Source organism: Blastococcus sp. OS1-29 (assembly GCF_057628075.1).
On sequence record NZ_JBXXJK010000001.1, the window covers coordinates 152,702 to 175,698 of the forward strand.

20 protein-coding genes are annotated in these 22,997 nt (G+C 72.6%); 13 read left to right on the plus strand and 7 right to left on the minus strand.

The window, feature by feature from the left end:
• Nucleotides 1-146: 146 nt before the first annotated feature.
• The gene (locus tag AC2H4J_RS00750) at nt 147-341 is read left to right on the plus strand and encodes a hypothetical protein (protein WP_487462911.1); all 195 of its coding nucleotides are present in this window, start codon (nt 147-149) and stop codon (nt 339-341) included.
• Nucleotides 342-426: 85 nt separating this feature from the next.
• On the opposite strand, the gene AC2H4J_RS00755 is transcribed toward AC2H4J_RS00750, so the two are convergent.
• The 5 genes from AC2H4J_RS00755 to AC2H4J_RS00775 all read right to left on the minus strand — a co-directional run bounded on the left by AC2H4J_RS00755 (nt 427) and on the right by AC2H4J_RS00775 (nt 8,642).
• The gene (locus AC2H4J_RS00755) at nt 427-2,577 is read right to left on the minus strand and encodes a phage holin family protein (RefSeq protein WP_487462912.1); all 2,151 of its coding nucleotides are present in this window, start codon (nt 2,575-2,577) and stop codon (nt 427-429) included.
• Nucleotides 2,574-3,200: a DedA family protein gene (locus AC2H4J_RS00760; protein ID WP_487462913.1), complete on the minus strand. Its 627-nt coding sequence runs from the start codon at nt 3,198-3,200 to the stop codon at nt 2,574-2,576. The genes AC2H4J_RS00755 and AC2H4J_RS00760 overlap by 4 nt, the downstream gene beginning before the upstream one ends.
• Nucleotides 3,197-3,991, minus strand: coding sequence for an MBL fold metallo-hydrolase (locus tag AC2H4J_RS00765; protein WP_487462914.1), 795 nt, complete (start codon nt 3,989-3,991; stop codon nt 3,197-3,199). The genes AC2H4J_RS00760 and AC2H4J_RS00765 overlap by 4 nt, the downstream gene beginning before the upstream one ends.
• A 104-nt stretch (nt 3,992-4,095) precedes the next feature.
• Nucleotides 4,096-6,696 (minus strand): diguanylate cyclase domain-containing protein, encoded by a 2,601-nt coding sequence (locus tag AC2H4J_RS00770; protein ID WP_487462915.1) that lies wholly within the window; start codon nt 6,694-6,696, stop codon nt 4,096-4,098.
• Nucleotides 6,693-8,642, minus strand: a complete 1,950-nt coding sequence (locus AC2H4J_RS00775; protein ID WP_487462916.1) for a putative bifunctional diguanylate cyclase/phosphodiesterase — start codon at nt 8,640-8,642, stop codon at nt 6,693-6,695. The genes AC2H4J_RS00770 and AC2H4J_RS00775 overlap by 4 nt, the downstream gene beginning before the upstream one ends.
• A gap of 149 nt (nt 8,643-8,791) precedes the next feature.
• Between AC2H4J_RS00775 and AC2H4J_RS00780 the strand changes: the two genes are divergently transcribed.
• The 7 genes from AC2H4J_RS00780 (at nt 8,792) to nrfD (ending at nt 15,186) form a co-directional block, all read left to right on the plus strand.
• A complete protein-coding gene (locus AC2H4J_RS00780) occupies nt 8,792-9,046 on the plus strand; it encodes a hypothetical protein (RefSeq protein WP_487462917.1) in 255 nt (84 codons plus the stop codon).
• A gap of 32 nt (nt 9,047-9,078) precedes the next feature.
• Nucleotides 9,079-9,264 (plus strand): hypothetical protein, encoded by a 186-nt coding sequence (locus tag AC2H4J_RS00785; protein WP_487462918.1) that lies wholly within the window; start codon nt 9,079-9,081, stop codon nt 9,262-9,264.
• A 188-nt stretch (nt 9,265-9,452) separates the two neighbouring features.
• Nucleotides 9,453-9,662 (plus strand): hypothetical protein, encoded by a 210-nt coding sequence (locus AC2H4J_RS00790; protein WP_487462919.1) that lies wholly within the window; start codon nt 9,453-9,455, stop codon nt 9,660-9,662.
• Nucleotides 9,663-9,725: 63 nt separating this feature from the next.
• Entirely contained in the window at nt 9,726-10,289 is a 564-nt protein-coding gene (locus AC2H4J_RS00795) for a hypothetical protein (RefSeq protein WP_487462920.1), read from the plus strand.
• Between the two features lie 12 nt (nt 10,290-10,301).
• Complete coding sequence (gene fdh / locus AC2H4J_RS00800) at nt 10,302-13,049, plus strand: formate dehydrogenase (protein ID WP_487462921.1); 2,748 nt, start codon at nt 10,302-10,304, stop codon at nt 13,047-13,049.
• Nucleotides 13,046-14,104: a 4Fe-4S dicluster domain-containing protein gene (locus AC2H4J_RS00805; protein WP_487462922.1), complete on the plus strand. Its 1,059-nt coding sequence runs from the start codon at nt 13,046-13,048 to the stop codon at nt 14,102-14,104. Before fdh ends, AC2H4J_RS00805 begins: the two co-directional genes overlap by 4 nt.
• A complete protein-coding gene (nrfD, locus tag AC2H4J_RS00810) occupies nt 14,104-15,186 on the plus strand; it encodes an NrfD/PsrC family molybdoenzyme membrane anchor subunit (RefSeq protein WP_487462923.1) in 1,083 nt (360 codons plus the stop codon). The genes AC2H4J_RS00805 and nrfD overlap by 1 nt, the downstream gene beginning before the upstream one ends.
• A gap of 34 nt (nt 15,187-15,220) precedes the next feature.
• Here nrfD and AC2H4J_RS00815 read toward each other — a convergent pair whose 3' ends face one another.
• Nucleotides 15,221-15,868 carry a class I SAM-dependent methyltransferase gene (locus AC2H4J_RS00815; protein ID WP_487462924.1) on the minus strand — a complete coding sequence of 216 codons (648 nt, stop codon included), beginning with the start codon at nt 15,866-15,868 and terminating at the stop codon, nt 15,221-15,223.
• 208 nt (nt 15,869-16,076) lie between these two features.
• Here AC2H4J_RS00815 and AC2H4J_RS00820 point away from each other — a divergent pair, with 208 nt between their 5' ends.
• Nucleotides 16,077-17,213, plus strand: coding sequence for a glycosyltransferase (locus AC2H4J_RS00820; RefSeq protein ID WP_487462925.1), 1,137 nt, complete (start codon nt 16,077-16,079; stop codon nt 17,211-17,213).
• A gap of 31 nt (nt 17,214-17,244) precedes the next feature.
• On the opposite strand, the gene AC2H4J_RS00825 is transcribed toward AC2H4J_RS00820, so the two are convergent.
• On the minus strand, nt 17,245-17,976 hold the full coding sequence (locus AC2H4J_RS00825) for a class I SAM-dependent methyltransferase (RefSeq protein WP_487462926.1): 732 nt from the start codon (nt 17,974-17,976) through the stop codon (nt 17,245-17,247).
• Between the two features lie 237 nt (nt 17,977-18,213).
• Between AC2H4J_RS00825 and AC2H4J_RS00830 the strand changes: the two genes are divergently transcribed.
• Genes AC2H4J_RS00830 through AC2H4J_RS00845 form a run of 4 tightly spaced genes read left to right on the plus strand, consistent with a single transcriptional unit; the run spans nt 18,214 to nt 22,971 of the window.
• Entirely contained in the window at nt 18,214-19,320 is a 1,107-nt protein-coding gene (locus AC2H4J_RS00830) for a glycosyltransferase (protein WP_487462927.1), read from the plus strand.
• Entirely contained in the window at nt 19,317-20,762 is a 1,446-nt protein-coding gene (locus AC2H4J_RS00835) for a hypothetical protein (RefSeq protein WP_487462928.1), read from the plus strand. Before AC2H4J_RS00830 ends, AC2H4J_RS00835 begins: the two co-directional genes overlap by 4 nt.
• A complete protein-coding gene (locus tag AC2H4J_RS00840) occupies nt 20,759-21,673 on the plus strand; it encodes a glycosyltransferase family 2 protein (protein WP_487462929.1) in 915 nt (304 codons plus the stop codon). The genes AC2H4J_RS00835 and AC2H4J_RS00840 overlap by 4 nt, the downstream gene beginning before the upstream one ends.
• Complete coding sequence (locus AC2H4J_RS00845; protein ID WP_487462930.1) at nt 21,673-22,971, plus strand: MATE family efflux transporter; 1,299 nt, start codon at nt 21,673-21,675, stop codon at nt 22,969-22,971. Before AC2H4J_RS00840 ends, AC2H4J_RS00845 begins: the two co-directional genes overlap by 1 nt.
• Nucleotides 22,972-22,997: the final 26 nt, after the last annotated feature.

Here is a 22,997-nt window from a genome sequence, read left to right on the forward strand (position 1 = left end):
AAAACATACGAGTTCATGCTTTAGACACCCGGCGCATCCATCGTGCGGATTCCTTGCGGTTGCGTGGGGACGGGCATGCGGTTGGCCGGTCAGAGTGGTTCGTGCAAGGCCAAGGGGGAACGCCCGCCCAGCACCGAGGAGATCTCGTGACGATCCGCAGCGACGCAGCTCTGACCGGCCGCGTCACAGGGGGACGGCTCGTCGTGACGCTCGCGGTGCTGGGCGGCACCCTCGGCCTCGCCGGACTCGGGATCGTCGGCGATCTGTCCGCCGGCCCCGCGGACCTCGGCTCGCCCGCGCTCGTGACCGTCGAGCTGTCGCAGGGCGCCGCGCACCAGTAGGAACCAGCCTCTGCAGGCCGACGGTGTGCGCAGATGCGCAGTTCGGGGCCCGGGAACTGCGCACGAGCGCACAGCGTCGCCCGACCTAGCTCCGAGCGGCCTCCCGCAGCGCCGTCGGGCTCTGCTCGCCCACCGCGGCGCCCTCACCGGTCGGCTCGGGATGACCCAGGTCGGTCAGCCAGCCGCGCAGCACCAGGTGCAGGGCCTCGGCGCCGACGATCTCGCCCGGCGGCTGCCACGACCGGGGGTGCACCAGGAACCCGTACTGCTGCGGCCCGCCCAGGCCGCCGTGTGATCCGACGTGCGGCTCGAAGGCCGAGGCCTCGTCCGTGGAGGGGTCGTAGCGGCTGTTGATGACGACGTCCGCGCAGTGCGGGAAGTCCGACACCCGCGCGACCAGCGCGGCCGCGTGCGAGCCGTAGGGGAACAGTGGGTCGGCGCCGATGACCACGCCCGACGCCAGCCGGTGCACGCCCGAGCGGCCGAGCACGACCGGCCCGTACTCCTCGGAGTGCACCAGGAGGAAGCCGACGCCGTCGTGGTCGACGAGCCCGGGCAGCAGGCCGGGCCAGTGCCGCTCGATCTCCTCGATCGACACCCGGCCGGGCAGGTCGGCGAACGACACCATCGCCGTGTGGCCGGACACCACGCACACCACGCCGGGGGCCACACGCGGCACCGCGCCGGTCTCGCCGGGCGCCACCGCGTGGTCGTGCCGGGAGTCCTGGGCGCGTTCGGCCCGTTCGCGCAGCCGCCGCGCGATGGGTCCACCGCTCTCGCCGAGGGCCGCGGTCACCTGCCAGCCCTCCGTCGTCCGTCGGCTGTCCTTCGGGCCGGTCAGATGGCCGGTCCGCGACGACGCCGGAGCCCCGCACAGCCGCCCGACGAGCTCCTCGATGGACTCCCCGAACCGCTGGGTGAACGCCTCGCCCTGGGTCTGCCCGTGGTCGGAGAGGACGACGAGGCAGTACCGGCGCGGTGCCAGGGCGCTGGCCCGGTGCAGCCGGCCGAGCTGCTGGTCGATGCTGTGCAGCACGGCGAGGCTGTCGGCCCGCTCGAGCCCGCCGTGGTGCGCGGCCTCGTCGTAGCCGAGGAAGTCGGCGTAGGCCACCGACCGCCCGGCCAGCATGTCCTCCAGCAGCGCGTGGACGACGACGTCGCGGGAGATGACCGTGACCCCCGGCCGGGCCAGCGGGTAGAGGCCGCCGCGTGACACCCGCGGGCGGACGTCGTCCCGCCGCTCCCGGGCCGCCGCCGCCAGCTCGCGGAAGATGTCGACGATCGAGACGCCGATCGTGCGGACGGCGTTGACCGGGTTGGCGAAGTAGGCGTAGTAGCCCGCGCCGACGCGGTCCTGCATGCGCCGCTCCCGCCGCGACGAGGCCGGCACCACGTGCGCCAGCGAGCTCATCGTGAGGCTGATGTGGTCGGCGTCGCCGGTGAACAGGTTGCCGCGGCTGGCGCCGTCGACGGCGAGCAGGCCGCGGCCGTCGGAGTGCCGGCGCTCCACCTCCACCGCGTCGACGGGGTGCGAGACGCGCGTGATGTGGTCGCGGTCCTTCTCGTACCAGCGGAACCCGAGGATGTCGTGGTTGGAGCCGTGCAGGATGCCGCTGACCGCGGCACCGGTCTGCGAGCTCCAGTCGGTGTGCCAGGAGGTCATCGTGTGGCTGCCCGCCCGCAGCCAGGCGGCCAGATGCGGCATGGACCCGTCGCGGACGGCCCGGCGCGCGGTGTCGTAGGCCAGCGCGTCGATCTGCAGGAACAGGACGCCGGGGGGCCGGTCGTCGGCGCCGTCGGTGCGGTGCGCCCGGCGGCGGGCCCGCCGGAAGAACAGCTCGTCGCTGTCGACGGCGAGCAGGCTGCTGACCACGGCGGCGACCACGGCGATCACCAGGCCGACGACGGTGCCGACGCCGATGCCCCGCACGTACACCCCGGGCACGGCGAACGACAGCCCGAGCACCGCCGCGCCGAACAGCACGAAGCTGCCCAGCCCCAGGGTGAAGACCGCCAGCGGCAGGGCCACCCGCATCACCAGCGGCCAGGCCACGGCGCTGAGCAGGCCGAGCAGCAGGGCCATCACCGGCGCCTGCCACCACGACGGCAGCGTGAAGCCGGTCAGCCGGCCGTCGAGGAGGACCAGGGCCCACGTGACGGCGGCCCAGGTGACCACCACGCGGGCGACGGTGCGGCCGGTGCGCAGCAGGCGGCCGCGCTCAGGAGCAGCGGTCACGACGACTCGGAGTGCTCGGGGGTGGACGCGGCGGCCTTCCGGCGGCGGCGGCGCGAGCTGACCAGGTTGAGCACGCCGCCCAGCACGAGGATCAGCACCGTGGCCAGGAGGGTGGCCAGCAGCGGGGAGTCGAAGATGCCGCCGCTGAGCACGCCGAGCGCGGCGTAGGCGAGCGCCCAGATCAGGCACGCGGCGGTCGACGCCGGCAGCAGCCGCCGCCACGGGTAGGCGAGCGCGCCCGCCGCGACGAGCACCGGGATGCGCCCGGCGGGCAGCAGCCGGCCGACGACGACGATCTGCCAGCCGTGCCGCCGGAACTGCCCGCGCACCTCCTCGATGCGGTCGGTGTGCTGGCCGCGGGCGACCCAGCGCACCGCCGACGGGCCGCCGAAGCGGCAGACGGCGAAGGTGACGACGTCGCCGGTGAGCGCCGCCGCGGCGGAGACGAGCACGACGAGGGTCAGCGAGAGGTGGTCGGTGGTGGTCGCGACGGCGGCACCCGCGCCGACGACGGCCCCGGTGGGCACGACCGGCACGACCGAGCCGAGCAGCACCAGCCCGAAGATCAGCGGGTAGCCGAGCTCCGACCCGTCGGACCAGCCGCCGAGCAGGTCGGGGATCACCGCAGGTCCACGGCGGTGCCGGGCCGGGTGACGGCGACCTGTGCGTCCAGGCCGCGGGCGGTGATCTCGGCGGCGAAGGAGTGCGGCGGGTCGACCAGCAGCCGGCGCATGCGGCCGCGCAGCGGGCTGGGCACCGAGGGCATGCCCGCGACGGCGAGGGTGCCCCAGTGCACGGGGACGACGGTCCGCGGCCGGATCAGCGCGACGGCGTCCGCGGCGCTCACCGGGTCGAGGTGCCCGGGCCCGAGGTTCGGACCCCAGCCCCACACCGGCAGCAGGGCGACGTCGATCTCCCGCTCGGCCAGCGCGGCCATGCCCTCGAACAGGCCGGTGTCGCCGCTGGCGTAGACGGAGCCGCCGCCGCCCTCGATCAGGTAGCCGAGCGACTCGGTGGCGGGCCCGTGGGTGAGCCGGGGACCCCAGCGGTGGCCGCTGTGCTCGGCGCGGACCGCGGTGACGGTCAGCGGGCCGTCGCGCAGCGATTCGCCGGCCGACAGCTCGTCGACGTTCGGGAAGCCGCGGCCGCGCAGCCAGGCGCCGGCGCCGCGGGGGACGACGATCCGCACCCGCGGGCCGATCGTGCGCAGCGAGGGGATGTGCAGGTGGTCGCCGTGCAGGTGGCTGATCAGCACGAGGTCGACGCCGGACCAGGTGGCCGGGTCGGGGAGGGGGACGACGCGGCGCAGCGGCCCGACGGTGCCGGCGAGCAGGGGATCGGTGAGCACGGTGCGCCCGGCCAGCTCGACGCGCACCGTCGAGTGGCCCAGGAAGTGCAGGTCAGGGCGCGCCACACGGCCAGTATCGCCGTCCCCACCCGGCAGTTTGTGCACTAACCGTCGCGGCGCTTTGTGCACTGACCGTCGGGGGGGTGTGGGGCGCGGCACGGGGGAATGGGTCACCCGGCGGGGACGGCGTCGCCGCCGACCAGCACGGCAAGCTCCTCGACGGTGAGGTCGTGCGGCTCGCTGCGGCCGTGCATCAGGTCGGCGCCGGTCGCGGAGACGCGGGCGCGCAGGTCGGGCGTGGAGACGCCGCCGGCCACGCTGACCAGGCCGAGGGCCCGGATGGTCCCGATGATCATGTCGAGCACGTGCAGCGCCCGGCTGAGCTCGTCGCGGGGGGCGAGCGCGGTCAGGTCCACGCGGACGACGTCCAGCGGCACCCGGGCCAGCAGCGCGAAGATGCTGTGGCCCATGCCGTAGTTGTCCAGGCACAGCCGGACGCCGGAGGCGCGCGTGGCCTCCAGCTCGGGGAGCAGGGCCGCCGAGGAGGTCAGCAGGGTCTCCTCGGTGAAGGACAGGATCAGCCGGGACGCCGCCAGCCCGGACGTCGCGATCGCCGTCGCGACCTCCGCGGCGAGGCCCTCGGGGGTGACCATCCCGGCGGGCAGGCTGATCACCACGTCGATGCGGTGGTCGTCGAGGCCCGCGATCTCCAGACAGGTCTGGTTGAGCAGCCAGCGCTGCAGGGCGGCGGTGCGACCCTGCCGCTCGGCGGCCGACCACAGCTCCATGCCGCGCACGGTGCCGTGCTCGGCGTGCTGCCACACCGGGACGGCGTGGACCAGCCCGATCCGCCCGTCGGCGTCGCAGGCGGCGTCCAGCCGCACCTGCAGGACGCCCTCGTCGACGACGGCGGCGAGGTCGGCGTCCGGGACGACGAGGTGCGAGAGGACCTCGCGGTCGGCCACGCGGACGCAGCCCTTGCCGGCGGACTTGGCCGCGAGCAGCGCCTCGTCGGCCTCGCGGAAGGCGAGCTGGCCGCCGCCCCGGCCGAGCTCGGCGACGCCGACGCTGGCGCCGACGGCGAACGTCCACTCGCTCACCCGGTGCGGCACGCCGAGGACGTCGACGACGCGCTGGGCGACCTCCTCGGCCTCGGGCAGCGATCCGGTGACGAGGACGGCGAACTCGTCGCCGCCGAGCCGGGCGACCAGGTCGTCGTCGCGGACGACGGTGTTGAGCCGCCGGGCCACCTCGACCAGCAGCTGGTCGCCGGCCTCGTGCCCGGCGGCGTCGTTGACGGCCTTGAACCCGTCGAGGTCGAGCACCAGCAGGCAGCGCTGGTCCAGCGACGCCGACAGAGAGGTAGTGGCCATCTCCTGGAACAGCATCGCGCGGTTGGGCAGCGCGGTGAGGTGGTCGGTGTAGGCCATGCGCTCGAGCTCGCGCTCGCGGCGGCGGCGCTTGGTGACGTCGCGCAGGTACAGCACGCGGCGGTCGCTGCCGGGGCGCTCGGTGGAGGTCGCCTCGACCTCGCGGGGTGAGCCGTCGCCCTGGCGCACCCGGAAGTGCAGCGCCGGCCCGTCGCCGGCCGGGTGGTCGAGGGTGGTCGTGCGCACCAGGTCGCGGTCGGCGGGGTCGACGAGGTCGAGCAGGCTGACGTCGTCGTCGTCCGCACTGGCCGCGAGCCCCAGCAGCGTGCGGGCGGCCGGGGACGTGAACAGCAGCCGGAAGTCGCCGTCCATGATCGCGATGCCGTCGGAGCTGGACTCGACGAGCCCGCGGAAGTCCTCCTCGCTGCGCACGAGGTCCTCGGTGACCCGGCCGTCCTCGCGGATGCGGAGCACGAGGCGCGCGGCCATGAGCGAGAAGACGACGGCGAAGCCGATGTCGGCGGCGAGCGAGTGGTGCTGCCCCCGCCACTCCATGAACCCGATGGCCAGCGGCAGGCTGAGCATCGAGCAGACGACCAGCACCATGCCGAGCGGGCTGACCTGGGGCACGCCGGCGCGGGCGGACCGGTCGGCGTCGCGGGTCGGGGCGAAGCCGGCCGCCACCACGCAGGTCTGCAGGCCCAGGGCGACGGCGATGTCGGAGCCCGCGGTCCAGGCCCAGGACGGCGAGATGATCGCGGCCGCCTCGAAGACGGCGGCCGCGGCCTGCCAGGCGACCGCGCCCAGCATGATGCTGACCGACCGGCGCAGGGCGCTCGTGGAGACGGTGCACAGGGCGCCGGCGCCACCGAGCATGACGGCGGCGTACCCGCCGTAGGCGAGCACGAGCGAGCGGAGGTCGTCGGGCGCGCCGACCGGGTTGACCAGCGGCGCGCGGAGCACCTCGGTGACGGTGAGCAGGGCGGCGGTGACGATCAGGCCGTCGACGACGAGGGCCGGCCACCGGGTGCGGGTCACCCGCCGGGCGAGCATGCCGCAGGTGACCAGCGGCGTGCAGGCACCGATGAACAGCAGGGCGTCGTCGGCGCCCAGGCCTTCGAACTGGTCGCCGGGGAACGAGCCGGCCAGCAGCTGGGCGACCATGAACGCCAGCGCGCCGCCGACCAGGACCACCCACGGACGGCGGGCGGCGGCGTCCATGCCGCGCACCAACCGGAACAGGGCCCAGGCGGCACTGGCCGCGACGCCGCCGAGGACGAGCTCGTCCCACTGCATGCCGGAGCCGTCGGGCGCGCTGAACGGCACGGTCAGGGCGAGGCCGAGCAGCGCGAGGGGCACGGTCCACCGCACCTCGCGCGGAATCGTTCGCAAGGCGGTCATGTCGGCATCCCCGCCGATTGTGCAGGCGAATCGGCCGGCGTGGCCGATTCCGGCCCAGGAAGTTCCACCCAGGCCTCCCAGGCGCCGTCGGCGAGCTGGTCGGCCTCGAGCGGCCGGGAGAAGACGTAGCCCTGCAGGTAGCGGTGGCCCATGTCGCGCAGGAGCTGGAAGACGGCGGGGTTGGTGACGCCCTCGACGATGACCGGCAGGCCGAGGCTGGACCCGAGCTGCAGCACCGCCCGGCACATGGCGCGGCGGGCGGGGTCGTGCTCGACGTTGGCGAGGAAGTACTGGTCCATCTTGAGGACGTCGACCGGCATGCCCACGAGGTAGGCCAGCGACGACCAGCCGGTGCCGAAGTCGTCGATGGCGATGCGGACGCCGAGCTTGCGCAGCACGGTGAGGTCCTCGAGCACGTGCGAGTCGTCGAGCAGCACCGACTCGGTGATCTCGACGATCAGCCGGGACGACGGCAGCCCGCTGGTCTCCAGGGCGCTGATCACGTCGGGCACGAGCTCACCGCTGCGCACCTGGCGCGCGGAGACGTTGACGGCGACGCCGATGTCGGCGCCGTCGAGGGCGGCGATGGTCGCGCACGCCTCGCGCAGCACCCAGCGGCCGAGCTCGGTGATCAGCGGCGATTCCTCGGCCAGCGGCACGAACTCCGTGGGGGAGACGTCGCCGAACAGCGGGTGCCGCCAGCGCAGCAGCGCCTCGACCGAGACGGTGCGGTGCAGAACCACGTCGACCACGGGCTGGAAGACCAGGCGCAGCTCGCCGCGGTCGAGCGCGCCGTCGAGGTCGGTGCGCAGGGCCTCGCGCCGGTCCTGCTCCTTGCGCAGGGCGTCGTCGTAGCGGTGGACCGCGCCGGGACCGGCGTTGCGGGCGCTGCGCAGGGCGAGGTCGCCGCGGCGCAGCGCCTCGCCGGTGTCGACGTCCGCGAGCAGGGTGGTGATGCCGGCGACGGCGGTCAGGTGCAGCATCCCGCCGGGGATGGGCAGCGCGCCGACGGCGGCGACCAGGCGGCCGGCGACGGTCTCGGCGTCGGCGATCGTGCCGTCGACGAGGACGACGAAGTCGCCGTCCTTGCCGCGGGCCAGCCAGTCCTCGCCGCGCAGCGCGCGGGTGAGCCGAGCGGTGAGCGAGCGGAGGGCGGCGGTCTCGGCGTCGGGCGTGAGCGCCTCGGTGGAAAGCCCCTCGACGCCGATGAGGGCGAGGGCGTACGGCCGCCCGCCCTCGCGCTGCACCGCCCCCAGGCGGCGGACCAGCGCCGCCCGGTTGGGCAGGCCGGTGACCGGGTCGGTGAGCGAGAGCTCGGCCAGCTCGGGATCGAAGCCGGGGGCGGGCACGCGGGCGGTGACGTCGCGGCAGTACAGGACGAGCGCACCGACGTCGGGGTCGGTGCGCAGGTCGCGGACGGTGGCCTGGATCAGCAGCCAGCGGCCGTCGGCGTGCCGCACCCGGGCGGTGCGGACCGCGACCTCGGCGCCGTCGCCGGCGGGGCTGCTCAGGCCGGTGAACAGGGTCAGGCGGTCGTCGGGGTGCACCGGGGCGGTGACCGGCCGGCCGACCAGCATGGCCGGCTCGTAGCCGACCAGGTCGCAGAAGGCCTCGGAGGCGTAGGTGATCGTCAGCTGGTCGTCGAGGATGACGACCGGGTCGACGCTGCTCCGCACGAGCGTGCGGAACGACGACTGGCTGCGGTGCAGGTCGCCGGTGAGGCGGCACTGGCGCAGGTAGAGCGCGGTCTGGGCGGTCACCGGAACGGCGAGTCCGACCAGGGCGAAGCACAGGCGCGCGGTGGTGCTGTCGGAGAGCACGACGCCGACGACGGCGCAGACGGCGACCACGCCGAGGACGGGGACGGCGAAGAGCCCGGCGCGCCCGTTCCTGGGCGCGGCGGGATGCGCAGCCGCGGGCTGCCCCAGCAGGGGGGCGGTGGTCACGGGTTCCAGATCGGGATCTTGGATCGGTAGCTGCAGCATCGTTATCGATCCGTCACTCGTCGGGGTGAACGGCGTCCAGCGGCTCGATTGCCAGCGTTCCCGTAGGACTTCCCGGTTCTGTTGCCACGTTTCTGGGCGAGGATGCGCGGGTGCTCGCCGCTCTCGTGCTCACCGCGCTCGTGCTCGCCGCCGGTCTGAGCGGGCGCTTCGGCGTGCGCGGTGCACTGGGGCTGGCCGCCGTCTCCGTCCTGTGGCTCGTGGTGAACGGACCGATGGAGGGGCCGGTGATCGTGGTGCTGACGCGCGGCCACGGCCTGACCGGTGGCGACCTGGCCGGGCTGGCGGGCCTCGGTCTGGCGGTGTGGCGGGTCGTCCGGGGTCGCCGGTCACTGGCGGAGGTCTGACCCGGGCGGCCGCACCTGGCAAGCTGCGGGGCGTGGGCAAGCTGCTGGCCGTCCTGCTGGCCGTCGTCGTGGTCGTGGAGGTCCTGGTCGTGATCGGCGTGGCCGGGGCGCTGTTCTGGGTCGGCGGCCGGGGCACCGTCGTCGTCGGCGTCTCGATGCTGGTCGTCACGCTCGTGGCCGGCGTCCTGGCGCTGCGCTCCGCCCGGCCGCGGCGCTGATCTCGGCCGGCGGAGTCGAGGCCGGCGAGTGCACAAGATGTGCCGCGGGCCGAGCGTGTGCGCCCAGGCCCCGTTCTCGCCGCCGAAACGGGGCGTCGGCGCACACGCTGTTCGGTGACGGGGGCATGGTGACGTGGGCAACACGGCCTTGCCTGGTACGGAACGGTCCGTACTGACAGAATCACCTTGTGCAACGCCGACAGCGCCGTGACCTGTTCACCCTCCCCGGCATCTCGTGCGGCCTGTGCGGCCACGGGGAGGCGCTCATCAGCGAGGTGCGCACGGTGCGTCAGGGCCTGGCATGGGTGAATCCCGTGTGGACGCCGGAGGTCGAGCTGTTCGAGGTCTGCACGTCCTGCGGGGCGCGCCGCCAGCTCGAGGACACGCGCGCGGCCTGACCGGGTCAACGCCCGCGCGCCCTCGACCTGCCGTTCGGCTTTCCGGGTGGCAGAGTTCCGGGGGTGAAGACGTGGCTCGACTCGTGGCCGGTGTTCCGGCAGCTGACCGGCTCTGATCCGCTCGGCCGCGGCACGGCCGCGCGCAGCAAGGCGACCGAGAACGTGGTGGCCCGCACGGTCACCGCCGACCGCGTCGTCCAGAGCGTGTGCCCCTACTGCGCCGTGGGCTGCGGACAGAAGGTGTACGTCAAGGACGAGAAGGTCGTCCAGATCGAGGGCGATCCGGATTCGCCGATCAGCCGTGGCCGCCTGTGCCCCAAGGGCAGTGCGAGCAAGTCGCTGGTCACCAGCCCCACCCGGGTCACGACGGTCAAGTACCGCCGTCCGTACGGGACGGAGTGGGAGGACCTCGACCTGGACACGGCGATGGAGATGATCGCCGACCGGGTGCTCGACGCGCGCCGCAAGGGCTGGCAGGACACCGACAAGGACGGCAAGAAGCTCAACCGCACGATGGGGATAGCGAGCCTCGGAGGGGCGACCCTCGACAACGAGGAGAACTACCTCATGAAGAAGCTCTACAGCGCCATGGGCGCGATCCAGATCGAGAACCAGGCCCGGATATAGCACTCCTCCACGGTGCCCGGTCTGGGTACCTCGTTCGGTCGTGGCGGCGCCACGAACTACCAGCAGGACCTCGCCAACGCTGACTGCATCGTCATCGAGGGCTCGAACATGGCCGAGTGCCACCCGGTGGGCTTCCAGTGGGTGATGGAGGCCAAGGCGCGGGGCGCGAAGGTCGTGCACGTCGACCCGCGGTTCACCCGCACCAGCGCGGTGGCCGACCTGCACGTGCCGCTGCGCGCGGGCAGCGACATCGTCTTCCTCGGCGGCCTGATCAAGTACGTGCTGGACAACGAGCTGTACTTCAAGGAGTACGTCGTCGCGTACACGAACGCGGCCTCGATGCTGCGCGAGGACTTCCAGGACACCGAGGACCTCGACGGCCTGTTCTCCGGGTTCAACCCGGAGACCAACCACTACGACGAGTCGTCCTGGGAGTACGAGGGCGCTCCGGTGGGGGCGGCGGCGGGCCAGCGGGCGCCGGACGAGCCGGGCGGCGCGGCGGCACAGGAGGCCGCGCACGGCAAGCAGGCCGGCGAGCACGGGGCCGACGTGAAGGAGTCCGGGCAGCACGAGGCGGCCGGCAGCGGCGGCCCCGCCGTCCGGGTGCGGGCCGACCGCGACGAGACCCTGCAGGACCCGCGCTGCGTCTTCCAGGTGCTCAAGCGGCACTTCTCCCGCTACACGCCGGAGATGGTCGCCGAGGTCTGCGGCATCGAGCCGGAGGCCTTCGCGCAGGTGGCCGAGTGGATCACCGCCAACAGCGGCCGCGATCGGACGACGGCGTTCGTCTACTCGGTCGGCTGGACCCAGCACACCGTCGGCGCCCAGTACATCCGGACGGCGGGCATCCTGCAGGCGCTGCTGGGCAACATGGGCCGCCCCGGCGGCGGCATCATGGCGCTGCGCGGGCACGCCAGCATCCAGGGGTCGACGGACATCCCCACGCTGTTCAACCTGCTGCCCGGCTACCTGGTGATGCCGCACGCGACGCAGCACCAGTCGCTCGAGGAGTACGTCAAGCAGAGCAAGGACACCGCGGGCTACTGGGGCAACATGTCCGCCTACATGGTGAGCCTGCTCAAGGCGTACTGGGGCGACGCGGCGCAGCCGGAGAACGACTTCTGCTTCGACTACCTGCCACGGGTCGACGGCGACCACAGCTCGTACCAGACGGTCGCGGACATGATCGCGGGCAACGTCTACGGCTACTTCCTGGTCGGTGAGAACCCGGCCGTCGGGCACTCGAACGGCCGGATGCAGCGGCTGGGGCTGGCCAACCTCGAGTGGCTCGTCGTCCGCGATCTGCAGATGATCGAGTCGGCCACCTTCTGGAAGAACGCACCCGAGATCGAGACCGGCGAGCTGGTCACCGACCAGATCGCCACCGAGGTCTTCTTCGTGCCGGCGGCGACGCACGTGGAGAAGGCGGGCACCTTCACCCAGACGCAGCGGCTGCTGCAGTGGCGGCACAAGGCGGTCGAGCCGCCGGCGGACGCCCGCAGCGACCTGTGGTTCTACTTCCACCTCGGCCGGAAGCTCAAGGAGCGGCTGGCCGGGTCGACCGACCCGCGCGACCGCCCGCTGCTGGACCTCGCCTGGGACTACCCGACCGAGGGCGAGACGGCCGACCCGAAGCCCGAGTCGGTGCTGCGGGAGATCAACGGCTGGGGCGCCGACGGCAAGGCGCTGTCGTCCTACACCGAGATGAAGGACGACGGGTCGACCACCGGCGGCTGCTGGATCTACACCGGCGTCTACGCCGACGAGGTGAACCAGGCCGCGCGCCGCAAGCCCGGCCGCGAGCAGCCCTCGACGGCGCTGGAGTGGGGTTGGGCGTGGCCGGCCAACCGGCGGATCCTCTACAACCGCGCGTCCGCCGATCCCGACGGCAAGCCGTGGAGCGAGCGCAAGAAGTACGTGTGGTGGGACGAGTCGGCCGGCAAGTGGACGGGCGTCGACGTGCCCGACTTCCAGGGCACCAAGAGGCCGGACTACGTGCCCCCGGACGACGCCCGGGCGGAGGACGCGATCGCGGGCACCGATCCGTTCATCATGCAGAGCGACGGGAAGGCCTGGCTCTTCGCGCCGGCCGGGCTGGCCGACGGCCCGCTGCCGACGCACTACGAGCCGGCGGAGTCGCCGGCCCGCAACGCGCTCTACGGGCAGCAGTCGAACCCGACGCGGGAAGAGATCGAGGCGGCGTACAACCGCACCAACACCGCGACCGACGACGTCTACCCGTACGTGTTCACCACCTACCGGCTGACCGAGCACCACACGGCCGGCGGGATGAGCCGCACGCTGCCGTACCTGGCGGAACTGCAGCCGGAGTTCTTCATCGAGGTCTCACCCGCGCTCGCCGCGGAGCGGGGGCTGGAGAACGGTGGCTGGGCCACGGTCGTCACCGCGCGGGCGGCGGTGGAGGCGCGGGTGCTGGTGACCGAGCGCATGCGGCCGCTGAAGGTGGCCGGCCGGATCATCCACCAGGTCGGCGTCCCGTATCACTGGGGTGGTGAGGGCATCTCCACCGGCGACTCCGGCAACGACCTGACCGGCGTCGTCATGGACCCGAACGTGCACATCCAGGAGTCGAAGGCGGCCACCTGCGACGTCCGGCCCGGACGCCGGCCCCGCGGGTCGGCGCTGGTCGACTACGTCGAGGGCTACCGGCTGCGTGCCGGGGTCAAGTCCGGCATCGTCCCGGTCGGCGGGCGGATGGGCGTGGACGACGCCAGCGGCAACGAGAAGGTGGGCTCATGACCGTCAGCTCGGCGAGCCCGGCGTTCACCGGCAACGATCCGCAGAACCGGCTGTTCGGACCGCTGCCCGACGTGACGGCCGACGCCGGCTACGACGCGGGCCATCCGAAGCGGGTGGGCTTCTTCACCGACACGTCGGTGTGCATCGGCTGCAAGGCCTGCGAGGTGGCCTGCAAGGAGTGGAACACGCTCCCGATGGACGACTCGCACGGCAACCGCGACGCCATCGGCCTGTCCGGCATGTCCTACGACAACACCGGCCAGCTCGGCGCCAACACCTGGCGGCACGTCGCGTTCGTCGAGCAGTCGCGGCCGGTCGACCTGCCGATGCCCGGGGTCGGGCTGCCCGGCGCGACGGCCCGCCAGGGCACCGCGCCGTCGCCGGCCGACCATGCGACGCCGGAGGAGCAGGGGCTCGCGCACTCGAGCGTCCTGAACGCCGAGGCGCTGAGCGAGTTCGACCCGCAGACGGCGCAGTCGGGCGACCGGGAGGTCCGCTGGCTGATGTCGTCGGACGTGTGCAAGCACTGCACGCACGCCGGCTGCCTCGACGTCTGCCCGACCGGCGCGCTGTTCCGCACCGAGTTCGGCACCGTCGTCGTGCAGGGCGACATCTGCAACGGCTGCGGCTACTGCGTGCCGGCCTGCCCGTACGGGGTGATCGACCAGCGCAAGGACGACGGCCGGGTCTTCAAGTGCACGATGTGCTACGACCGGCTGACCGACGGGCTGATGCCGGCGTGCGCCACGGCGTGCCCCACGCAGTCGATCCAGTTCGGCGACCTGGACGAGCTGCAGGCGCGGGCCGACGCCCGGCTGGAGACGCTGAAGTCGCAGGGTGTGGAGACCGCACGGCTGTACGGGCGGGACGAGGACGACGGCGTCGGGGGAGCGGGCGCCTTCTTCCTGCTGCTCGACGAGCCGGAGGTCTACGGGCTGCCGCCGGACCCGGTGGTCACGACGCGTGACCTGCCGTCGATGTGGCGGGCCGCCGCGGCCGGTGCGGCGATGGTGGTCGGCGTCGTTCTGTCGTCGTTCGTGGGACGGAGGCGCTGATGACCGCGCAGGCGGGACCCGGAGCCGGCTGGCGCCGGGCGGGCGGCTCGGACGTGACGCCGCAGTCGCGCAAGCGGCGACGCAAGGGTGGCGGCGGCTGGGGCGGTGGTGGCCGCGAGGCCGCGATGGTGCCGGAGGCCGAGTTCACCTCCTACTACGGCCGCAACATCGTCAAGCCGGCGACGTGGAAGAACCCCGAGGTGCCGCTGTACCTGTTCCTCGGCGGCATGGCGGGTACCTCGTCGGTCATCGGGGCGCTCGGTGAGTTCACCCGGCGTCCCGGGCTGGCGAAGGCCGCGCACTTCACCGCGGCCGGCGGGGCGCTCGCCTCGGTCGGGCTGCTGATCGTCGACCTCGGGCGGCCGATGCGGTTCCTGCACATGCTGCGGGTGTTCAAGCCGACGTCGCCGCTGTCGGTGGGCTCCTACATCCTGTCGCCGTTCAGTGCGCTGACGGTGGCCACCGCGGGCCTGCACGCGCTGCCGTGGTTCCCGGCGGTGCGGGCTCTCCGAGTGGCTCGGTGGATCCCGGGCCTGCGCAAGGGCGCCGCGGTGGGTGCCTCGGTGTTCGGCGGGCCGATGACCACGTACACGGCGGTGCTGCTGGCCAACACCGCGTCGCCGAGCTGGCACGAGCCGGGCGACCAGTTGCCGTTCCTGTTCGCCGGGTCGGCGTTGGCCGCCGGCGGCGGGGTGACCATGGCGCTGGCGCCGGTCGCGGAGTCGGGCCCCTCCCGGAAGGTCGCGGTCGCCGGTGCGCTGGTCGAGCTGGCCGCCGCGCACCGGATCGAGCACGGGCACGGGATCGTCAGCGAGCCGTACAGGATCGGCCGGGCCGGGGTGCTGCTGCGGGCGGCGAAGGCGTGCACGGTGTCGGGCGCCGGGTTGACGGTCGTGGCCGGGCGCTCCCGGCTCGGGGCCGTTGCGTCAGGAGCGCTGTTGGCGGCGGGCTCGCTGCTGACCCGATTCGGGGTGTTCGATGCGGGCATGGCCAGCGCGAAGGACCCGAAGTACACCGTGATCCCACAGCGCGAGCGGATGGCCGCACGGCAGAACGGCCACGCTCCGACCGTCACCCGCTGATCCGCCCGTCGCGGGCCCGTCCGCGGGGGTCGTGTCAGAGCGTGCGGGCTACCCGTAGTTCGGGTATCCGGACGTCAGCGAGCGCAGGGGACAGCAGCACGCAACTGCCGCGCCGCTGTCCGGTCTCCAGCTCCGAGGGGGCCGACGGGTAGCAGAGCGTCCAGCCCTCCATCGGCGGAAGGCACTCTTCCGTCAGTGCCTTGCCCGGGCCGTAGTCGTCGTAGCCGTAGCCGGGGTCGTCGGGCACGGCGAAGTCGTCGATCATCACCGCAGCAGTCGGCAGGCCTGCGGCGATGATCTGCAGTTCCTCGGGGAGCGGGAGGTCGTCCTCCCAGTGAGCATCGAGATAGACGAAGACCGACTCATCGGAATGACGGCGGACCTGCTCTCGGAGGAAGGCGCGGGAGTCGCCTCGGGTCACGGTTATCCGTGGGTCGCGGCCCAGGCGGGAGGCGCTGTACGTGTAGAAGCGAAGGTTCTGTTCCACCGTGTGGACCGGTGTTCCGAAGATGGCGCCGAACGCCTCGGTCGACGTCCCGCGGTAGGTCCCGGTCTCGAGAACGAGATCGAAATGGATGGATCGCGCCAGGCTCCGAACGAGGGCTTGCCGATGCTCCTGGCCGTTGAGCGGACCACCCCAGGTCGTGCGCAGCGACGGACGCAGGAGGTCGAGGCGCCCCACGACTCCTGGCGGTAGATGGCGGGCCACGCTGCGGCGAATACCGGCCGGCGACAAGGACACGGGTTCATCCCTTCGTGGCGCGGGCCCGACGGTCCCGACGATGCTGTGCCGGGCCCGGGGCGGGAGCGGTGAAGCCTAGACTGCCGAGCCCGGCTTTCCGCCCGTTGCGTTCGTCGGGCCGGCTCCGGTCCGCGGAAGGGGTGCGCGCATGAGAGTGGCCTTCGTGCGGGGCTTCCACGATCCCGCACGTGACGCGCCTTCTCGATCTCTGGAGCAGTTGATCGATGCGCTGTCCGGCGATGGATCGACGGTGCAGCGCATCTCCTACGACGCGATGAGCCCGCTGTGGAGACGGTTGCCGGGGCCGGTGCTGCGGGCCGCCTTCGTGCTGGGCACCGCGTGGTCGCTGTTCCGGCTGCCGGAGCGATGTGTCGTCGTGACGCTGGAGGAGCCGACGGGGGTAGGCCTGACGGTCCGGCTGGCCAACGCGCTCCGACGGCCTTCTGGACGACCCCCGCACGGCCACGTGTCCTGGCTCATGGACCTCTTCACGCTTCAACGCCTGCAGTTGAGTGCCCTGGGGAAGGCGCGGGGGCGGGCGCTGGACCGGGTCCGGCTGGTCGTCGACCGGATCTCCCTCGCCCGTGCTGACCGCATCGTCGTGCTCGGGGAGTGCATGCGCGATGTCGCGCAGAGCCTCTACCGCGGCAATCAGGTGGACGTCGTGCCGATCTGGCAGCCGGCCTCCGAGTTCACCGGAGGCGACGGGGCGAGCATGCGCGCGGAGTGGGGCATCGCACCGACGGCGACGGTGGTCCTCTACAGCGGGCATCTGAACTACCGGCACTCGGTCGACAGCGTTCCGCTCGCCGCTCGCCGTCTGGAGGGCGAGGACATCGAGTTCGTCTTCATCGGGGACGGCGACAAGTTCGAGGCGCTGGCGGCGGCCGAGCAACGGCCGGCGAACCTCCAGTTCCGGCGGAAGTCGCCGCGGCGCCCGATCAGGGACGTGCTCGCCGCCGGCGACATCCACCTGGTCGCCCTCGACGAGGACGCCACGGGCACGTGTGTCCCGTCGAAGGTCTATGCCGCCATGGCGGCGTCGAAGCCCGTCATCTATCTCGGGTCCGCGGAGGGGCAGGGGGCCCGTGACGTCCTGGAGGCTCAGGCCGGTTTCGTCGTGGCAACCGACGACGTCGACGCGTTGACCCGGTGCATCAAGAGCCTGCACGACAGCTCCGCGGCGAGATCGGCTCTGGGATCGGACGGGCACGCGTTCTTCGCCGCGAGCCGGGACCTGCCGGTCGTGGCGGCCCGATGGCGCGACCTGCTGCACAGGGTCTGAGAACGCCACACCCGAGGAACCCGCCGGCCGGTCAGGCCGGGATCGATCTCGGCCGCAGTCGGGCGTACCGCAGCCCGCGGCTCAACGCGCGCGGGGGCTCCGGCTCACGGCCCGCCCATGCCTGTCCCAGGACGCACCCGTAGACGGTCAGTCCCGCGTCCGCGCACCCGTCGTTGACGGCTCGATGTACATCGGCGTAGGTGAGGTAGTCGTCGAAGCACACCAGGCCGCGCTCGGTGAGAAACGGCACCCAGTGCGCGATGTCGCTGCGGACGGCGTCGTAGGAGTGCCACCCGTCCACGAACAGCAGGTCTATCTCGTCCCTCCAGTCGAGGGCGGCGTCGTCCGACGTGGCGACCCGGATGTCGATGCGGTCCTGGAGTCCGGCGGCCGAGACGATGAAGCGGAACAGGTCCAGCGTTGATGTGCTCCCGAAGCCCAGGCCCTCCAGCTGTTGCCGGTCGCCGGTGTGCGGGTCGATGGAGACGACTCTGGCATCGGAGGGACCGAATCGCTTGACGGTGTGGGCGAGGAAGACCGTGCTGCGGCCGAGATAGGACCCGATCTCCACGACGGTCTGCGGTGTCTGCTCGGCCATCACTGCCCAGAAGGCGCTCGCATTCGTCTCGTCGAACCAGCCGGGAATGTGCTGGATGTCGCGGATGGCCAGCCGGAAGTCCTCGTCCGTGGTGAACGCGCGGCTGATCATCGTCCGGAGGCCGGCCGCCATTCCCGCTCGGGCCGCATGGAACAGATTGCTCACGAGGCACTCCGTGGATCGCCGACGTTCGTTCGCGGAGGCTAACGGCATGAACGCTGCTCCGGCGCCCTGAGAATCTTCGCTCCGTCTGCTGGACCGCGTTCGACCGGCCCCTGACCCGGCCTCCCGCCTCGTACCCTGTGCCGATGCCCGAACGCCGTCGTCTTTTCCGGTGGCCGAACCCGACGGAGGCCGATGGTCGGTCCGCGTCAGGGTCCTGACCGCCTGCGGATCCTCTCCGTGGCCGCGTACGTGAGCGCCGACGGCGCGTACGGCGGACCGGTGGCGGTCGCGCTCGACCAGGCGGCTGCCCTGCGGGACGGCGGGCATCAGGTGACCGTCGCCGCGGGGTGGGACGGGAACGATGTCGCGGCCGGCCGGACGGACCTGCGGCTGTTCCGTGCGTGGAAGCCTCTCCGGTCGAGCTTCGTGGGGCTGATGGCCCCGGGTCTGCTGATCTGGCTCGCCCGGCATGTGCGGGAGTTCGACGTGGTCCACGTCCACGTGACACGTGACCTGCTGACCTTGCCGGGGGCGGCACTTGCCGTTCTGCGCGGCGTTCCGGTGGTGCTTCAGCCCCACGGTCAGATCCGCGCCCGGCGGTCGTCGGCGCAGGCGCTGGTGGACCGGCTGCTCGGGCGCCGGGTCTTCCGGGGGGCGGCCGCCTTCCTGGCGCTGACGCCGCAGGAGGATCAGGACCTCGAAGCGCTCGGCGTCCCGTCCGCCAGGGTGCACCGAGTGGAGAACGGCGTCCCGCTCGCGCAGTGTCGCGCCGAGCCTCCGACCGAGGCGCCGCTCGTCCTGTACAGCTCGCGCCTGGCGGAGCGGAAGCGTCCCCGCGCCTTCGTGGCCGCGGCGGAGATCATCGCCCGGCATCGACCGGAGGTCCGGTTCGAGTTGTGGGGTGCGGACGGCGGGGAGGGCGCCTCGACACTTCAGGACATCGAGCGCAGGGGATTGACCCCGCGATGCGTCTACCGCGGCGCCACGACGATCGAACGCGCGCGGGCACGGCTTTCCGAGGCGGCGGTGCTCGTCCTGCCCAGTCGCGCTGAGCCGTTTCCCATGGTGCTTCTCGAGGCCTTCGCCTGCGGGCTGCCGGCCGTGATCACCGACGAGACCGGGTTGTCACGCACTGCGCACGAGGCCGGCGCCGCGGTCGTCACCGACGGCTCGCCCGATCAGCTGGCGGAAGCGGTCATGCGGCTGCTGTCGGATCGCGATCTCTGGACGAGGACCGCCGGGTCGGCGCGCACGCTGGCTGAGCAGCGGTTCACGCTGGACCGCGTCGCCGAACGGCTGACGGCCATCTATCGGCAGGCGGCGGAGCGAGGCGCCGCCTCATGACAGCTCCTCAGGGGCTCGGCGCTGCGCCGGCGAGCGCGGACCCCTCGAGCGCCCCGACGGGGTCCTTCACCGCACCGATCTTCATCGTGTCGGCTCTCTGCCTGGCCGTGGTCGTGCCGCTCTACCTCATCGATGCGACGTCGGGCCCGCACGTGGCGGCCTGGACGGGAGCCTGGGTTCTCACCTCGGTCACGGGGCTGCGCTACGCGTGGCTGGTGGCCGACGGGCGACAGCGGCTGGTCGAGATGACGCTGTGGCTGTTCAGTTACGTCTTTCTCGGGCTGGCGCCGCTGGCGCAGCTCCGCCAGGGCGTCTCCCCGGAGACGACGCCGGAGACCATCGCCTCGGCCACGCTGGAGCCCGTTCTCATCGTGGCCGTCGGGTCCGCGGCTGTGCTGCTCGCCGCATACCTCCGCGGGGCCTCGGGACGGCGCCCGGAGGCCGCTGCCGTCGGTGATCAGACCCCGAGGCGAGCGGGGCCGGACATCGGTCCCCAGCCGCGCGCCGTCTACGTGCTGACGGCGCTGGCCCTGGCGTGCACGGGCTACTACCTGCTCAATGTCGGGCCGGCGCTGTTCACCGACCAGCTGGCGGTGGGCCGCCGAGCTGCGGCGTTGTGGCCCAATACAGCAACTCTCGGCGTCGTCTCGGCCCTGGCCACGATGCCGCTGGTGGTCAGTTTCGTGTCCCTGACCCGGCTGCGGGCACGACGGCCCGACTCGCGCACCCGAGGGAAGTCCCTGCTGTACCTCGTCGTCGTCCTGGTGCTCGTCGTCCATGCGAACCCGATCAACAGCCCCCGCTACATCGTCGGAACCGTGTGGCTCTCGATCGCCGCCTCGCTCGGCATGTTCGCGACGCGTCGGCGCTTCCGTCTCGTTGCGGTGGCTGCGGTCGTCGGTCTGGTTCTCGTCTTCCCGATCGCCGACGCCTTTCGCGGCGATGACAACGGCCCCCTGCATGCGGTGGGACCGGAGCAATCGTTGCTCAGCGGTGACTACGACGCCTTTGCCCAGATCGAGAACACCGTCCTGTTCGTGCAGCGGCGGGGCCTCTCCGACGGGAACCAGGCCCTCGGGGTGGCGCTGTTCTGGGTGCCGCGTCAGCTGTGGGACGCCAAGCCCCGGGACACCGGGATCGTCCTGGCGGACTTCCGCGGTTACCGGTTCACCAACCTGTCGGCACCGCTGTGGGCGGAGCTCTACATCAACGCCGGCTGGCTCGCCGTCGCCACCGGCGGTGCGCTGCTCGGGTGGTGGGCGAGGGGCCGCGACGACCGGACGGTCGAGCTGCTGCGGAGGGAGCGGTCGCCCGACGTCCTGGGCTGCATCCTGCCCTTCTATCTGATCTTCCTGCTGCGCGGTTCCCTGCTGCAGGCCATGGCGAACCTGCTCGTGCTCCTGGGGGCCTGCTGGTGGGTCGAGCACCGGAGAGCCGCATGAGCGTCCCCGTCCCGCCGGGCCCGCCCGAAGAGCCGGCGAAGGCAGGCGTTCGTCTCGCCGTTGCCATTGCCAGCAAGGGACGGCCGGACGTACTGGGGGACAGCCTGGCGTCGCTCGTCGGCCAGTCGAGGACGCCCGATTCGGTGTGGGTGGGTGTGCCGTCACCCGAGGACCTCCCGGCGGACCTCGGGCCCCTGCCGGTCACGGTGGTCCACTCGCCGGCGGGGCTCACGATTCAGCGCAACGCCCTGATCGACGCCGTGGGCTCCGGAGCGGACTACCTCGTGTTCCTGGACGACGACACCGAGCTGCACCCGAGTTTCCTCGCGCGCGCCGACGCGCTGGTGACCCGCCATCCCGACGTCGTGCTGTTCTCGGGTCTCGTCGTCGCAGACGGGGTCCGGAGTGGGCCGATCGAGCGATCGACGGCCAGGGCGCTGCTCGAGGGTCGCGAGCCGGCTGGCGACATCGAGGAAGCCGCTCACGTCTACGGCTGCTGCATGGTCGTCCGGGCCGAGACGGCGCGAGCTGTGCGTTTCGACGAGGCGCTGAAGCTCTACGGCTGGCTGGAGGACCGGGACTTCAGTACGCGGGTCGCGCGCGTGGGTCGGGTCGTGAACTTCGCGGGATGTGAGCTCGTGCATCTGGGCGTGCCATCGGGCCGGCAGAGCGGCGTGCGGCTGGGCTACCAGCAGGTCGTGCACCCCGCCTACCTGCGCCGGCGTCGGGTCCTGAGCCGTACGGAGACGCTGTACCTGACCATGCGTCCGGTTCTCGCCAACCTGCTGGGGGCGGTCGCACCGATGCGCAGCGCCGTCGACCGTCGCGGCCGGCTGCGCGGCAACCGGATCGGCGTGCGCAGTCTCCTGCGCGGGGAGCCCCGTCCGGACGAAGCCCTGCAGCTCCCGTGATGACCAGGACGACGTCGACAGGGTTCCTCGGGCGGAGGCTCTCGCTCCCCTCGGGGCGGCTCGCCGCCCTGGCGGACCAGGCACTGTCCGGGCTGTCCAACTTCTTGACCGTCGCGCTGATGGCCAGATCGGCCGACCCCACCACGTTCGGCCGCTTCGCCGTCGTCTACGCGCTCTTCAGCGCATTCCTCGGTCTGTCCCGGCAGTTGTGGGGCACGCAGATCGCGCTGACGACGTCGGCCGATCACGCACTGTCCCAGGCCCGACAGCTCACCGGGGCCGCACTGTGCGTGGCGCCGGTGGCCGCCGTCGCGATGGCGCTTCCGTCGCTGGCGATCACCGGCCTGGAGACGCTGCCGGTCATCGCCCTGCTCGTCGTTGCCCTCCCGGTCGTGGTGGCTCAGGACCTGTGCCGCTACGCGAGCATCGCCTCCGGCCGCCCCGCCGTGGCGCTGGTCTCCGACGGGGTCTGGGTGGCGACGGTCGCGGTCGCCTACGCGTTCCGGCCGCCCCTTCTGGTGTCCCTGTCGGTCTGGCTCGCCGGGGCCGTCGCGGCGCTTCTCGTGGCCCTGGCCGGACTGCGGCTGTTGCCGTCCATCGCTCAGGGCTGGGCCGCCCTGCGTCAGCGGCATGCCACGGGGGAGGTGACGGCGCTGGGCTACGTCGGCGCGTCACTGGCCACGTACGTGACGCTCGGCCTGGCGACGCTCACGGTCGGGGCCGCGGCCGCAGGAGCACTGCGGGGCGCGTCCACCGTGATGGCGCCGGTCAACACGCTCTTCGCCTTCGCCGGGATGGCCATGCTTCCGGTCATCTTCCGCACCCCGGCCGAGTCGAAGCTACGGCCGATGGGACGTGTCTCCGGCGGCCTGGCCTGCGCCGCCGTCCTGTGGGGGACAGTGCTCCTGCTTCTGCCGGCAGCTGCCGGCGACCTGATGCTGGGTGACTCCTGGGCAGGGGCACGTTCAGTGCTGGCGTGGATCGTGCTCGAGTACGTCGCCCTGGGGACGGCGGCGGGCGCCGTGCTCGGTCTGCAGACCCTGAGCCGGGCTCGTCACCTGGCCGTCGTGCTCCTGTCCGGCTCCGGATTCGTGTTCTCCGGAGCGCTCCTGGCCGCGTTACTGGGCAACTCGGCCGTGGCTTTCGCCGCGGCACTTGCGGGCGCGGCCGTGCTCTACGCGCTCGTCGCGTGGCTCACCTACCTGCGGCAGCGGCGACGGGGCGGCCGTGCGCCGCGCGCGCAGACCTCCTCGCCGGGCATCGCCCGACCTATCGTTCCGGGACCGGGCGCTCACTGAAGCACCCGGAGAACAGACAGGAACCG

Coding starts and splice junctions, on each gene's coding strand:
- AC2H4J_RS00805 (WP_487462922.1), top strand. CDS start 13,046: ATGACCGTCAGCTCGGCGAGCCCGGCGTTCACCGGCAACGATCCGCAG.
- nrfD (WP_487462923.1), top strand. CDS start 14,104: ATGACCGCGCAGGCGGGACCCGGAGCCGGCTGGCGCCGGGCGGGCGGC.
- AC2H4J_RS00820 (WP_487462925.1), top strand. CDS start 16,077: ATGAGAGTGGCCTTCGTGCGGGGCTTCCACGATCCCGCACGTGACGCG.
- AC2H4J_RS00770 (WP_487462915.1), bottom strand. CDS start 6,696: ATGACCGCCTTGCGAACGATTCCGCGCGAGGTGCGGTGGACCGTGCCC.
- AC2H4J_RS00845 (WP_487462930.1), top strand. CDS start 21,673: ATGACCAGGACGACGTCGACAGGGTTCCTCGGGCGGAGGCTCTCGCTC.
- AC2H4J_RS00840 (WP_487462929.1), top strand. CDS start 20,759: ATGAGCGTCCCCGTCCCGCCGGGCCCGCCCGAAGAGCCGGCGAAGGCA.
- AC2H4J_RS00835 (WP_487462928.1), top strand. CDS start 19,317: ATGACAGCTCCTCAGGGGCTCGGCGCTGCGCCGGCGAGCGCGGACCCC.